This window comes from Shewanella sp. 492 (assembly GCF_059338445.1).
The window spans coordinates 260,237-274,338 of record NZ_CM181702.1 but is presented as its reverse complement, the minus strand read 5'-3'; the positions used below and the strand labels follow the sequence as shown (position 1 = coordinate 274,338).

12 protein-coding genes are annotated in these 14,102 nt (G+C 48.3%); 5 read left to right on the top strand and 7 right to left on the bottom strand.

The features are described 5' to 3' along the window. The 6 genes from ilvD to ilvC form a co-directional block, all read right to left on the bottom strand. Complete coding sequence (gene ilvD / locus AC5YBX_RS01335; protein ID WP_494524238.1) at positions 1-1,851, bottom strand: dihydroxy-acid dehydratase; 1,851 nt, start codon at positions 1,849-1,851, stop codon at positions 1-3. 139 nt (positions 1,852-1,990) lie between these two features. Continuing rightward, positions 1,991-2,914, bottom strand: coding sequence for a branched-chain amino acid transaminase (locus AC5YBX_RS01330; RefSeq protein ID WP_494520295.1), 924 nt, complete (start codon positions 2,912-2,914; stop codon positions 1,991-1,993). Between the two features lie 22 nt (positions 2,915-2,936). Next, positions 2,937-3,239 (bottom strand): acetolactate synthase 2 small subunit, encoded by a 303-nt coding sequence (gene ilvM, locus AC5YBX_RS01325; protein WP_475515195.1) that lies wholly within the window; start codon positions 3,237-3,239, stop codon positions 2,937-2,939. Continuing rightward, positions 3,236-4,909 (bottom strand): acetolactate synthase 2 catalytic subunit, encoded by a 1,674-nt coding sequence (ilvG, locus tag AC5YBX_RS01320; RefSeq protein ID WP_475515196.1) that lies wholly within the window; start codon positions 4,907-4,909, stop codon positions 3,236-3,238. The genes ilvM and ilvG overlap by 4 nt, the downstream gene beginning before the upstream one ends. A gap of 115 nt (positions 4,910-5,024) precedes the next feature. Next, positions 5,025-5,120: a leader peptide IlvL gene (locus AC5YBX_RS01315; protein WP_494520296.1), complete on the bottom strand. Its 96-nt coding sequence runs from the start codon at positions 5,118-5,120 to the stop codon at positions 5,025-5,027. A 297-nt stretch (positions 5,121-5,417) separates the two neighbouring features. Beyond that, positions 5,418-6,899, bottom strand: coding sequence for a ketol-acid reductoisomerase (gene ilvC, locus AC5YBX_RS01310; protein ID WP_475515197.1), 1,482 nt, complete (start codon positions 6,897-6,899; stop codon positions 5,418-5,420). A gap of 179 nt (positions 6,900-7,078) precedes the next feature. On the opposite strand from ilvC, the gene ilvY reads away from it, so the two are divergent. Continuing rightward, the gene (ilvY, locus tag AC5YBX_RS01305) at positions 7,079-7,987 is read left to right on the top strand and encodes an HTH-type transcriptional activator IlvY (protein ID WP_475515198.1); all 909 of its coding nucleotides are present in this window, start codon (positions 7,079-7,081) and stop codon (positions 7,985-7,987) included. A gap of 26 nt (positions 7,988-8,013) precedes the next feature. Here the strand turns inward: ilvY and paeA are convergent, their stop codons facing one another. Next, entirely contained in the window at positions 8,014-9,330 is a 1,317-nt protein-coding gene (paeA, locus tag AC5YBX_RS01300; RefSeq protein ID WP_494520297.1) for a polyamine export protein PaeA, read from the bottom strand. A gap of 378 nt (positions 9,331-9,708) precedes the next feature. Here paeA and AC5YBX_RS01295 point away from each other — a divergent pair, with 378 nt between their 5' ends. The 4 genes from AC5YBX_RS01295 (at position 9,709) to AC5YBX_RS01280 (ending at position 14,046) form a co-directional block, all read left to right on the top strand. Then, entirely contained in the window at positions 9,709-11,232 is a 1,524-nt protein-coding gene (locus AC5YBX_RS01295; RefSeq protein WP_494520298.1) for a YifB family Mg chelatase-like AAA ATPase, read from the top strand. A gap of 191 nt (positions 11,233-11,423) precedes the next feature. Beyond that, entirely contained in the window at positions 11,424-12,308 is an 885-nt protein-coding gene (gene yihG, locus AC5YBX_RS01290; protein WP_494520299.1) for a 1-acylglycerol-3-phosphate O-acyltransferase, YihG family, read from the top strand. Between the two features lie 26 nt (positions 12,309-12,334). Continuing rightward, positions 12,335-13,282 (top strand): 1-acylglycerol-3-phosphate O-acyltransferase, YihG family, encoded by a 948-nt coding sequence (gene yihG, locus AC5YBX_RS01285; RefSeq protein WP_494520300.1) that lies wholly within the window; start codon positions 12,335-12,337, stop codon positions 13,280-13,282. Between the two features lie 347 nt (positions 13,283-13,629). Next, a complete protein-coding gene (locus tag AC5YBX_RS01280; RefSeq protein ID WP_494524237.1) occupies positions 13,630-14,046 on the top strand; it encodes a hypothetical protein in 417 nt (138 codons plus the stop codon). The last annotated feature ends 56 nt before the right edge of the window (positions 14,047-14,102 follow it).

Here is a 14,102-nt window from a genome sequence, read left to right as displayed (position 1 = left end):
TTAATCCTCCAGCTTACTAACATCTCGCACAGCGCCTTTATCGGCACTGGTGGCAAGCATGGCGTAGGCTTTAAGCGCAAGCGATACCGCGCGTTGTCGATCTTTGGGTTTCCAAGCCAGTTTGCCACGCGCCTGCATCTCTGCGCGGCGACTCGCCAGCTCTATCTCGCTAACCGCAAGCTTAATGGTACGTGCAGGAATATCGATTTCGATTCGATCGCCGGTTTCAACTAGCCCGATAGTGCCACCCGCAGCCGCTTCTGGAGAGACGTGACCTATGGATAAACCCGATGTGCCGCCAGAGAATCGGCCATCGGTGATAAGCGCACAAGCCGCACCTAAGCCTTTAGATTTCAAGTAACTGGTTGGGTAAAGCATCTCTTGCATGCCAGGGCCACCTTTAGGGCCTTCATAGCGAATGACCACCACATCACCCGCAACCACTTCACCACCTAAGATACCCGCGACGGCGTCATCTTGACTCTCATAGACTCGAGCACTGCCCACAAAGGTATGGTTAGCTTCATCGACGCCAGCGGTTTTGACGATACAACCATCCAGCGCAATATTGCCCGACAAGACAGCTAGGCCACCCTCTTGGCTAAACGCAAATTCACGGGTACGAATGCAGCCCGCTTTACGGTCGACATCGACACTTGGCCAGCGGCAATCTTGGCTAAAGGCTTTGGTTGTTGGAATACCGGCTGGCCCTGCTGAGAAAAACTTGTGCACCGCTGCATCACTACTTTGGGCGATATCATATTTAGCCAATACCGCTTTAAGGTTTTCACCGGCAACATGGCTCACATCGGTATGCAGTAAGCCGGCTCTGTCTAGCTCACCTAAAATGCCCATTACGCCACCAGCACGATGGACATCTTCCATATGATACTTGGGTGTCGATGGCGCCACTTTACAAAGGTGCGGCACCTGACGCGACATTCTATCGATATCGGCCATGGTAAAATCGACGCCACCCTCTTGAGCCGCTGCTAACAGATGCAATACGGTATTGGACGAGCCGCCCATGGCGATATCCAGTGCCATGGCGTTCTCAAACGCTTTAAAGTTGGCAATATTACGTGGCAAGGCTGATTCATCGTCATGCTTATAGTAGCGAGTCGCCAGCGCCATTACGCGGCGACCCGCCTCTAAAAAGAGTTCACGGCGATCGGCATGTGTAGCGAGCATCGAACCATTACCCGGCAAAGATAAACCGAGCGCTTCGGTCAAACAGTTCATTGAGTTGGCGGTAAACATGCCTGAACATGAGCCGCATGTTGGGCAGGCGCTACGCTCAATTTTTTCACTGTCTTCATCTGAGATACGGTCATCAGCCGCGGCCACCATGGCATCGACCAGATCCAGCTTAATGATCTTATCCGATAGCTTAGTCTTGCCCGCTTCCATCGGCCCGCCCGAAACAAACACCACAGGAATATTAAGACGTAGCGCCGCCATTAACATACCAGGGGTGATCTTGTCGCAGTTTGAGATACACACTAAGGCATCGGCGCAGTGGGCATTGACCATATACTCAACGCTATCGGCGATAAGCTCTCGTGACGGTAGGCTATAGAGCATGCCGCCGTGCCCCATGGCAATACCATCATCAACCGCGATGGTATTAAACTCTTTGGCGATACCGCCGGCTTCTTCAATCGCGCCCGCCACTAACGAGCCCATATCTTTAAGGTGCACATGCCCCGGCACAAACTGAGTAAAGGAGTTGGCAATGGCAATAATCGGCTTACCGAAATCGTTATCTTTTACCCCTGTCGCTCGCCAAAGTGCACGAGCACCGGCCATATTGCGACCTTCGGTACTGGTAGCTGAACGTAATTTTGCCATGAGACTACTTCCTTTTTTGTCGCTAGGCCATTGTCATGCCTAGTATTTAATGTTGCCCTTTGATAATGCGTTCGCGTTATCGGACTTTCACTCATCTTATCGTAAATCGAGGCTAACGGATGAAAAAATGGCAAGCCATTTAGAGCGGCTCTAGCCAGCCCCATTTGTCTTCTGTTTCACCGTTAAACAAGCCAAAGAAGCTCGCTTGAATTTCTTTAGTAATAGGCCCGCGCTTACCCACGCCTACCTCAATACGGTCTACACTTCGCACCGGCACAATTTCGGCCGCGGTACCTGTCATAAAAATCTCATCGGCTAAATATAAAAACTCGCGCGACATCGGCTCTTCCACCACTTCATAACCTTTATCTCGCGCCAAGGTAATAATGGTGTCACGGGTGATGCCCATTAAGATCGCTGCCGTGGCTGGCGGGGTATACAGCTTATGCTTTTTAATGACGAACAGATTAGCGCCCGCGGCTTCGCTGACGAGGCCATTAACATCGAGAGCGATACCTTCGTCAAAGCCATTACGTTTTGCTTCTGTGGAAATTTGCAAAGATGACAGATAGTTACCACCGGCTTTTGCTCCAGTCGGAATGGTATTTGGCGCAAGACGATTCCAAGAAGTTACCGCCACATCGACGCCACGCTCCATGCTTTCTTCGCCTAAGTAGGCGCCCCAAGGAAACGCAGCCACCATTAATTCACATTTGGCATCTTTAGGCGGAGTGATCCCCATGCCCACATCACCATAAAACGCCAATGGGCGGATATAGGCACCATCTAACTTGTTGGCAAGCACAATATCTCGGCAGGCTTGCATCGTTTGCTCAAAGCGATAAGGAATTGGCATACGGTATATTTTTGCCGAATCATACAGTCGCTGCACATGTTCAGTTAGACGAAAACCCGCTGGGCCAAGATGAGTCGCATAAACTCGAATCCCCTCAAATACCGACGTTCCATAATGCAGCGCATGCGACATAACATGCACCTTAGCATCGCCCCACGGCATGATCTCACCATTAAACCAAATCAATTCTGCAGTTTTTGCGGCCATAATATTTTCTCATCTATAGGGCTTAGGCGTTTAGGGCGCTAGCGGGTTGTATTTGTGTTGTAGATAGTCTTGTCGTGAGTTTTGTTGATAGCTGTTCAGCTGATAACACTTTGCACTCGGTGACATCAATCAGTTTATTGAGCTGATGGCTGAGCAGCTCTAGGGCTCGCTCACTCTCCACCACCATGTCGACCTGTGTGGTGCCGTTAGCAGCCAGTTGCATATCTAGGGTAGTGATTTTAAAACCGCGATGGCGCACGACACGTAATACGCGCTCTAACACTTCGGGCTGCTGAGCTAAGGTTAAGGCTAGGTTATAGATCATGTCTGTTTCTCCATCTCATCCATCATGTCGCGGTTACATGCCCCAGGAGGTACCAGTGGCCATACGTTATGGGCTTCATCGATTCTCACATGCAGCAGAAACGGCCCTTGGGTGTTAAGCATTTCATCAAGCGCAGCGTCAACCTCCGCGCTGTGGGTAATGGTGCGCCCTGGAATATCAAACGCCGACGCCATAGTGACAAAATCAGGGTTATCGGACAGGTCGGTTTCACTAAAGCGCTCTTCAAAAAACAGCTGTTGCCACTGTTTAACCATGCCCAACTTCTGATTGTCGATAAGCAAAATTTTGAGGGGAATTTGACGACGCTTAACTGTGGTGAGCTCCTGCACATTCATCATAAAGGAACCATCACCTGACACCGCGACCACACAGGCATCGGGGCGTGCGACTTTTGCGCCAATCGCCGCCGGCAAACCAAAGCCCATAGTGCCAAGGCCAGCGCTGGACAGATGATCTTCTGGGCGTCGAAACCACATGTGCTGCGCAACCCACATCTGGTGCTGACCCACATCACAGGCAATCACACTGTCTTCGGGTAATTTATTTGCCAGACTATTGAGCATTTTAGGTGCAAAAATCAGCTCGCCTGGTCGGTCATAATTCCATTGATATTGTGCCTTCAAACCTGCAACTTCAGCTTGCCAAGGGGCAATAGCCATAGGCTGGGCAATAGCAGGCAAGATTTGGCGTAGATCGCCAGCAATGGCCACATCAGGGCGACGCAGCTTGCCAAGCTCGGCGACATCGATATCCAGATGCAATACTTTGGCATGTTCGGCAAAGGAGGCTAACCGCCCCGTCACGCGGTCATCGAAACGCGCACCAACCACGATAAGTAAATCGCACTCCTGCACGGCAATATTCGCCGCTTTGCCGCCATGCATCCCCAGCATACCTAAGTAACCTTCACTATCATGGGCAATACAGCCAAGCCCTTTGAGCGTCGCTACCGAGGGGATGCCAGTCACATCAATAAAATCTCTAAGCTGCTCAACCGCGCCCGCCATGCCAACGCCGCCACCCACGTAAAGCATGGGTTTGCTCGATTGTACGAGCAGCCCCCTGGCTGCTTCAAGCTGACTCGCATCTGCCTGAGGCTCAGCTGTTAAGCCTAATAGCGGGGCTTTATAATCGAGCATGGCTATTTGAATATCTTTAGGAATATCAACCAGAACAGGACCTGGGCGGCCAGATGCGGCAATGTCAAAGGCGCGATATAGCGTCGGTACAAGCTCGTCGATATCAGTCACCATAAAGCTATGTTTGGTACACGACAGCGACATACCCAGTACATCGATCTCCTGAAAGGCATCGGTGCCAATCACGGCGGTAGAAACTTGGCCTGTGATAGCGACTAAGGGAACTGAATCAAGCAGAGCATCAGCCAGCGCGGTCACAAGATTGGTGGCACCCGGCCCCGATGTTGCAAAACAGACCCCTGTTTTACCGCTCGCTCTAGCGTAGCCTACAGCAGCAAATGCGGCGCCTTGCTCATGACGACTGAGCAGATGTTCAACTGGCGCGCCATACAGGGCGTCATAGATGGGCATAATTGCGCCGCCTGGATAACCAAATACTGTGGTTACGCCATGCGCGGCAAGTACTTTGATAACGGCGTCTGCGCCTCTGATCTGCTGCCCTGGTTCCATGTGCTACATCCTGCATTGTAAGTGTTGTCGGGGTTAAGCAAACGGCGTAAACCGCTAAAAACAAAAAACCCCCGGTCCTTTCGGAGCGGGGGTTCTTGTTGCAATCTTGACCTAATTAGGTGGTTTGATGCGCCATACGATGCCCCCGCTGTGATTTAATAATCACCACGGTAATAATCTCGATAATGAGCAGGGCAGCTTGGTTAAACATGGTGTATGGGTATTCCTAATCAGTGTGTTTGCTTAAATTGGCGTCTAGTTTTAGTAGACCTTTTAATCAATATCACAAAGCCTGTGAATAACACAACCAAAACTGATGGCCATCAAACGAAACAGTGAATCCTTTGGGTCAAACACTGACCCTCATTCGCTAACTTCGCGGCAATGGCCTGCTCACTTTAAGTAAACCATTGGCTCTGTTTTTATCATTGAGCCTATAAATCGGGTCATTGCGCCGCCAAAGCCCACTGGCTAAGCTGGGCTCTGCTCGCGATAACATTAAAACTGATTATGCTTCTTCAACGATGCGCTTCATTTCGGTCATATAACCGCGAAGTTCAGCACCGATATATTCAACGGCGGTATGACGAATCGCATCGTTAACCTCGATTAAGCGCAGGTTATCGACACCATTCCCCTCATCTTTAAGCCCACCGCCTAAGTACTCTGGCGACATCTGGTTGACATAATCACGCAGTAATGGCACTGCTGCGTGGTTAAATAGGTAACAGCCATATTCGGCGGTATCAGAAATAACCACGTTCATCTCATACAGGCGCTTACGTGCAATGGTGTTGGCGATAAGCGGGGTTTCATGCAGTGACTCGTAGTAAGCTGACTCTTCAACAATACCGGCTGACACCATAGTATCGAACGCAAGCTCAACGCCCGCTTTAATCATGGCCACAAGGAAGATACCTTTGTCAAAATAGGCTTGCTCATCAATCGCTTCGTCGCACTGTGGCGCATTTTCAAAACCAGTTTCATTGGTCTCGCTGCGCCACTTAAGCAAGTTAGCGTCATCATTAGCCCAGTCTGCCATCATGGTTTTCGAAAACTCACCACTGATGATGTCATCCATGTGCTTTTCAAATAACGGCGCCAGAATGCCTTTTAGCTCTTCTGCCATCTCAAAGGCTTTAATTTTTGCAGGGTTAGATAGGCGATCCATCATGTGAGTGATACCACCGTGCTTAAGTGCTTCGGTGGTGGTTTCCCAGCCTTGTTGGATCAATTTCGCCGCGTAACCAGGCTCTACACCGTCGGCAACGAGCTTGTCATAACCTAAAATGGCACCCGTTTGCAGCATGCCACATAAAATAGTCTGCTCACCCATCAGATCAGATTTCACTTCGGCGATAAATGATGAGTGCAGCACGCCAGCGCGGTCACCGCCCGTGGCGCTCGCATACGCTTTAGCCACTTCAAAACCGTCACCCTTAGGATCGTTTTCTGGGTGGACAGCAATCAGGGTTGGTACACCAAAACCACGCTTATACTCTTCACGAACCTCAGTGCCCGGGCACTTAGGCGCTACCATGATCACCGTGATATCTGGGCGCACTTGCATTCCCTCTTCGACAATATTGAAGCCATGAGAGTAAGACAGCACTGCGCCCTGTTTCATCAATGGCATCACACTGTTAACGGCGTCGGTGTGCTGTTTATCGGGAGTCAGGTTAAGCACTAAATCCGCATCAGGAATGAGCTCTTCGAACGTACCTACGCGGAAACCGTTACCGGTCGCCTTTTGATATGAAGCGCGCTTTTCTGCAATCGCCTGTGGGCGAAGTGCAAATGAGATATTGAGGCCCGAATCACGCATGTTCAAACCTTGGTTAAGGCCTTGAGCGCCACAACCTAGGATCACAATATTCCACTCTTTAATGTAATCACAGCCTTGGCTAAATTCGCTGCGGTCCATAAAACGACATTGACCTAGCTGTGCTAATTGTTGACGCAAATTCAGAGAATTAAAATAGTTAGCCATCAGATATTCCACCTTTGAGTGAGGACTTAAAAACGGGCTCAACCGACGATGGCTAAGCTGTGATTAAAATCACTATAGCCTATGGCGCTTATTGCTTAAAATGATATATTCGAAACATCACATTGCATTTTATGCAACAATACCATTAAGTTTACACTACAAGGCATCGGGGGAATTTTGTGGATATTCGCACCATTAAATTGTATTTGCACCTGTCTAACTGCCTGCACTTTGCGAAGACCGCGCAGCAGATGCATGTGAGTCCTTCAACATTAAGCCGCGCTATGAAGCGCCTAGAGGAGGAGGCAGGCGCTAAACTGTTTGAACGGGATAACCGCAGCGTGACCCTCACAAGTGCTGGGGTGGAATATCGCCACTTTGCCGAACAAACTTTAGATAATTGGAACAAACTTAAATATCGGCTCGATCCTAAGCAAGATAGATTACGCGGCCGACTTAATCTTTACTGCTCGGTAACGGCAGCATATAGCCATCTGCCCGGGTTATTGGACCGCTTTAGAAGCGAGCATCCATTGGTGGAAATCGCCCTCATCACTGGCGATGCGGCTAATGCTGTGGATATGGTGAAACAAAACCGTGCCGATATTGGTATCGCCGCCAAACCAGACACCCTGCCAGAATCACTCAGCTTTATTAAAATCGACGATGTCCCCCTTGTTATCATCGCGCCTACGTTTAAATGTGCGGTGCAGGAGTTACTGTGTGAGTCGTATATTCCCTGGGATAGGCTACCGTTTATCATCCCCGAACATGGTCCAGGGCGGCAACGTATTGATAACTGGTTTAAGCAGTTAGGGCTTAATGCCAATGTCTATGCCCAAGTCTCTGGCCAAGAAGCCATCGCCTCTATGGTCGCGCTAGGCTGTGGCGTCAGTATTACTCCAGAGGTGGTGATCAATAACAGCCCGGTAAAAGATAGGATCCAGCAGTTAGCGTCGCCAGTAGCGATTGCGCCTTTTGAGTTGGGGTGTTGCAGTAAAAAAAGCCGCGAAGACGAGCCCGTCATCGCGGCATTTCTGCAAGAGTTACAACGCATGAGAATGTCATCAATCACGCCAAAGAGTTAACCAGCATTGGCGGTCAACTTGTGCAACTAGTCGATGGGGAGCAAAAGTTCATCCTGCTTATCGATGCGTGTCACCATCAACTGGTCAACTTTGTAGGCATCAATATCGACCACTTCAAACTTGTAACCAGCGTAATTAACAAACTCGGTACGCTTAGGTATTTTACGCAGCATATGCATCATAAAGCCGGCAATGGTTTCGTAATTTTGGCTTTGTGGAAATTGCTCAATGTTAAAGGCACGCATCACATCTGTGATGGGCGTTACCCCATCCACCAGCCATGAGTCTTTATCACGGGCAATGATCTGCTCTTCACTCTCGTGCAGCGACCACGCGCCCATCACCGCGCTTTGCAGGTCATTAGTGGTAACAATCCCCACAACCAAGGCATATTCATTCATCACCACGGCAAAATCTGAGCGGGTATTTTTAAAATATTCCATGGTTTCAGACAGGCTCAAACTATCAGGGATAATTAAGCAATTACGCACCAATGGGCTGCCCTTAAGGGTGATGCTTTGGCCATTAATCACTTGGATCAACAACTCCTTAGCGTCAACCACCCCTTTAATGCAATCAAGCTGTCCATCACACACTAAAAACTTGGTATGTGGATCGTTCGTGATTTTACGCTTAATATCTTCTTCGCTGTCCTGCAGCAGAAAATAGACTAGGCTCTCACGTGCCGTCATCGCCGAAGTGACGGGAACGGTTTGCATTTCAAACACATTCTCCATCATCTGCTGCTCACCCTTATCGAGTACGCCCGCCTCGGTCCCTGCGGCCATAACCGCGTAAATATCATCCGAGGTAACCTGATCATTACGTACGGTTTGAATTTGCAATATTCTAAACACAAAAGTGGCTAAGCCATTAAAAAACCACACTAATGGACGCAGTAGCACTATGCATAACATCATAGGGCCAACCAAAGCCACAGCCACACGCTCGGGGATCGCCATCGCGATCCGCTTGGGCATTAAATCGGCGATCAAAATAAACAGGCTAGTAACGATGGCAAATGACAAGATAAAGCTTAACTGCCCCAGCCAAGGTTCAGTGACCCAGCCAGTTAAAGCCGCTTTAACATAGGGGGTAAATGCCGACTCACCGACAATACCACCCATAATCGCCACAGCATTAAGCCCTATCTGTACGACAGTAAAAAAACTTCCTGGATGAGCCTGCAGTTTAAGCACTCTTTCCGCGCGTAAATCACCTTCATCGACCATTTGACGCAAACGGATTTTACGCGCCGCAGCCAAAGCTATTTCAGACATGGAAAAGAAGCAACTGATGCCAATTAACAACAAAATAATCAATGCATTATCAACAAAACTCATTTTACACCTAACTCTTTAAGGCAGTGGTCAATAGCGACCGAGCAGCCACCTCTTGGCGGTACATTTGCGTTTAAATCATATGTACGCCTAATCGTAATGAGGTGTGAGCTGCCAATGGTATCGGCTCTAGTGCCAACACGATGCAACAAGGACTGTCAGCTCAAGTCCACCGAAAACCCAATCTCGATGCCAATATGTCGCTCGACAAGACGACAATGTCACAATCTGGCGTCTATATATCAGAAAATAGCCAATAGGCAACATAAATCGGCATATTTTGCTTAAATAACGGGCCCATTTTTAGCTGCTACACTTAGGACTGCGCATTCGCGCTAATGCTAGACTCCTACAAAAGACTAAAAACAAAAGGATTTGTTTATGGCAATTGCCTGCGTCACCACCAGAGCCAGTTTAGGGGTCGAAGCCCCAGAAGTTATCGTTGAAGTGCATCTCAGTAACGGCCTGCCCGCCTTCAATTTGGTCGGCCTGCCGGAAACCTCGGTCAAAGAGGCTAAAGAGCGGGTACGCAGCGCGATAATCAATGCTGGATTTGAATTTCCACAGCGGCGAATAACGGTCAACCTCGCGCCTGCGGATCTGCCTAAACAGGGTGGCCGTTACGATCTGCCGATCGCTATCGGTATCTTGGCGGCATCAAAACAGATCCCAGCGGCCATGTTAAAAGATCACGAGTTTGTCGGTGAACTGGCATTATCTGGACACATTCGCCAATGTCAGGCGCTCTTGCCGGTGATTGTTTTTGCCCGCAAGCACCACAAGTATTTAATTCTGCCCCTCGACAACCGCAGCGACGCCGAATTGGTCGGATACCACAACTGCTTTTTTGCCACTCACTTACAGGGACTCAGTGCCTACCTCCACGGGCAGCAATCCCTACCGAGGATCACCACTGGCTTAGAGTGGATTGCTAACAATGCGCCGTCGCAAACAACCTGTTTAAGCGATGTGATCGGTCAATATCAAGCTAAGCGCGCCTTAGAAATTGCCGCCGCAGGCAACCACAACTTATTGTTTTTAGGGCCACCTGGCACAGGAAAAACCATGTTAGCCAGCCGGATCATTCAGCTACTGCCGCCTTTGAGTTATGACGAAGCATTAGAGGTAGCCGCTATCCATTCTGTCGCGGGGCAGACCGTACCTAAAGCCCAATTTTATCAACGCCCCTTTCGCAGCCCCCACCATACTAGCTCATCTATCTCACTGGTCGGCGGTGGCAGTCATCCCAAACCGGGAGAGATTTCTTTGGCTCACCGAGGAGTACTTTTTTTAGATGAAGTGGCTGAATTTCCTAGAAAAGTGCTCGACTGTTTACGTGAGCCGATGGAAACTGGTGAGGTAGTCATCTCACGGGCGGCGGCTAAACTCACCTTTGCCAGTCGCTTTCAGCTTATCGCAGCCATGAACCCCAGCCCCTGCGGCGACACCGCAAACGCACGGGCAACACAAGATCAAATACAGCGCTATCTGTCACGCTTATCGGGCCCGTTTATCGATAGATTTGACCTGACCATAGATGTCCCACGACTGCCCGAAGGCACCTTGACGCAGCAACAACATGCCGCCGAAACCAGCGCGACAATCGCGAGCAGAGTGAAGGCGGCTCGTGAGTGTCAACTGAGTCGTGCTGGCGTCTTAAATGCCGAGTTGAGTGGTAAACAGCTGACGCAAACCGGGGGATTTGCGCAAACGGATCTGGAATTTTTAGAGCAAAGTGTCAATAAACTTGGGCTCTCGGTAAGAAGTTATCACCGACTGCAGCGCGTAGCCCGCACCATCGCCGACTTAGCGCAATCTCAAACGGTAGATCGCAGTCATATCGCCCAAGCCTTAGGTTATCGCGCCATGGACAGGCTACTTAACAGCTTGAAAAATAGTTATTAACCGCTCGATAAGTTAAAGATAATTTTGCAATCGCGTACCAGGCTAAGATGCAAACTGAACAGACTAAGCTGCAAAATAACCTCGCATAATAACAGCAGCATAAAAAATGAAAAAAACCTCTGATATTAAGAGCATTGAGCTAAAGCCCTAGGCCGAGTAACATAGGTCTCAAATTTTTTATGGGGAATTTAATGGGCTCTGTTATATCGCTGATCAGAGGCAGCCTAGCATTTAGCTGTTATGTTATTAACACCATCTTCTGGGTAACACCTATCTTATTGGTAAGTATAGTAAAAATAATACCTATCGGGCCTTTACGCACTGGCTGTAGCTATATACTCGATCATTGTGCTACCGCATGGATAAGTGTTAACACCATTATCGAGCGCATCTTTCATCCGGTCGAGATTCTAATTGAAGGCGAGGCCGAGCTGTCGCCGAAAGAGTGGTATATGGTGATCGCCAACCACCAATCTTGGGTCGATATTCCGGTGCTACAACGCATATTTAACTACAAAATTCCATTTTTAAAGTTTTTCCTCAAACAACAACTCATTTATGTACCTGTCTTAGGATTGGCTTGGTGGGCACTCGACTTTCCTTTTATGCGTCGCTACACCAGTGCGCAACTGCGTAAAAACCCTAAGCTTAAAGGTAAAGACATAGAGATCACTCGTAAAGCCTGTGAAAAATTTAAATCTAAGCCTGTGAGCGTGATGAATTTTGTTGAAGGCACCCGCTTTACGCCTGCCAAACATCAAAAACAAAACTCTGAGTTTAAACATTTACTTAAACCTAAGGCGGGCGGAATGGCATTTGCTCTATCAGCCATGGGTGGGCATATTCATAAGCTGGTCGATGTGGCCATTTATTATCCTGGTGATATCCCAAGCTATTGGGATTATATATCGGGCAAAGTAAAGCAGGTAAGAGTCCATATAAAGGTGTCTGATATCGCTAGTGAAATGCGCGGTGATTACTTAAATGATAGGGCATTTAAAATCGGTTTTCAGGACGAGTTAAATCGTATTTGGAAAGAGAAAGATAGCGTATTGGATCAGCTCGCTAAGCAATAACCTGTTATAAAAGAGACTTCTAAAAGATGTTAAATTTTTTGCCCGGCTCAGTTTTATTCGCACTCAGTATGTTCTTGTTGATCATCAACACTGTATGGTGGAGCAGCCTCATTGTTATCGGTGGCTTTGTAAAATTACTGCTGCCGATAACCACTTTTAGAAATATGCTGACCCACATGATGAACCGCTGCATGTGGGGATGGGCCTGCTGTAATGGTGGTATTTTATACCTCATTGCCAAGATAGAGTGGGATGTTGAGGGGCTAGAAGGGCTTCGTAAAGATGGCTGGTATCTACTGATTAGCAATCACCTTAGTGGCTTCGATATTGCAGCACTCACCTACGTATTGCGTAACAATATTCCGATGTTAAAGTTTTTTCTCAAAAAAGAGCTACTTTATGTGCCGTTTTTGGGGTTGGGTTGCTGGGCCTTAGATATGCCATTTATGAACCGAACCAGCGCTAAACAGTTGAGAAAAAACCCCAAGTTAAAAGGCAAAGATCTACAGACTACGCGGCGCGCTTGCGAGAAGTTTAAAACCATCCCTACCGCTATTATCAATTATGTCGAGGGCAGCCGCTTTACCAAAGAAAAACACGCACGCCAACGGTCGCCCTATCGCTATCTGTTACGCCCTAAAGCGGGCGGCATCGCCTTTACTATTTCGGCCATGGGCGAGCAATTTACCAGCCTATTAAATGTAACCTTGGTCTATCCAGACTCTGAAGGCAACACACTCTCAGAGGTGATGCACGGCAAAATCAAACGGATAGTGATCCGCATAGAAACTCTCCCCGTACCCGAGGTCGATGATATTCGCTATTTCAGTGATGCCGATTGCCGCGCTCAATTTCAACGCTGGCTCAATGGAGTTTGGCAGCAAAAAGATGAGCAGATCCATCAAATTTTGCAGCGTTATCACTCTCACCAACGAGTGAGCAACAAGCTAGCATCTAGTCCAACTCAGCAGTAACCCGCTTCGTTACTAACGATAAGCGCGCAGCGTAATAGCGCGCTCATTAATCGCTAATAGCGACCCACCCTAATCAAGCCATTTTCCATTGAATATATCCCATTGATGCAAATAGACCTCTCTATACCTACCTGAGCCCCAAGCCAGAATTAATGACCCACCGCGCCACATAACCACATAAATAGCACTGCCCCCCCCCTCATCATGAAAACCCACTGCGGCGATACAATTGATAATAAGGTATATCTTTTGCCAACATTATGGCTACATGTTAGTTTATAAATACAAAATGATTAACAGGCCTGCTTGGTCACAGTACTAAAGCGATATAAATAATAGGATGGGTCATGCAACCCTTTTTTGACAGGCATATTATGTTTAACAGACCACATCAATCATCACTGCTCATGGCGGCGCTGTTACTCATAACGGGATTATTAACTGGCTGTCAAAGCAGCTTAATGCATAACTACTCGGCGGCGGCGGTTAATGTCACGCCCTCACAATTGAGCCGCTACTGGGTTATCCAAGACAGAGCCATCGATTGGCAGTTAGTCGCTAACCAATACCCCAACTTACAGCGTATTCATGTCCAATTTGAGATTAACAGCCAAGGTAACATTGTCAATCTTGCCATTGATGAGCTTTATAAAGACCAATACGCGGTAATTGCAGATCTTGAATCCTATAAATTTAAAGCAACCGCTGAAAATGCCAATGCAATACCGGTACGGGTGAATGCGACCATATTATTCAATGAATAAAGACACACCATGGCTCAAGTATGACAGTACAAGCCAATAAAAAAGCGCCTTTCATC

Bases quoted from the DNA above. Each gene is read 5' to 3' on its own strand.
- yihG (WP_494520300.1), top strand. From the start codon at position 12,335: ATGTTAAATTTTTTGCCCGGCTCAGTTTTATTCGCACTCAGTATGTTC.
- ilvC (WP_475515197.1), bottom strand. From the start codon at position 6,899: ATGGCTAACTATTTTAATTCTCTGAATTTGCGTCAACAATTAGCACAG.
- ilvM (WP_475515195.1), bottom strand. From the start codon at position 3,239: ATGATCTATAACCTAGCCTTAACCTTAGCTCAGCAGCCCGAAGTGTTA.
- ilvG (WP_475515196.1), bottom strand. From the start codon at position 4,909: ATGGAACCAGGGCAGCAGATCAGAGGCGCAGACGCCGTTATCAAAGTA.
- AC5YBX_RS01315 (WP_494520296.1), bottom strand. From the start codon at position 5,120: ATGTTTAACCAAGCTGCCCTGCTCATTATCGAGATTATTACCGTGGTG.
- AC5YBX_RS01295 (WP_494520298.1), top strand. From the start codon at position 9,709: ATGGCAATTGCCTGCGTCACCACCAGAGCCAGTTTAGGGGTCGAAGCC.
- yihG (WP_494520299.1), top strand. From the start codon at position 11,424: ATGGGCTCTGTTATATCGCTGATCAGAGGCAGCCTAGCATTTAGCTGT.
- AC5YBX_RS01330 (WP_494520295.1), bottom strand. From the start codon at position 2,914: ATGGCCGCAAAAACTGCAGAATTGATTTGGTTTAATGGTGAGATCATG.
- AC5YBX_RS01280 (WP_494524237.1), top strand. From the start codon at position 13,630: ATGCAACCCTTTTTTGACAGGCATATTATGTTTAACAGACCACATCAA.
- paeA (WP_494520297.1), bottom strand. From the start codon at position 9,330: ATGAGTTTTGTTGATAATGCATTGATTATTTTGTTGTTAATTGGCATC.
- ilvD (WP_494524238.1), bottom strand. From the start codon at position 1,851: ATGGCAAAATTACGTTCAGCTACCAGTACCGAAGGTCGCAATATGGCC.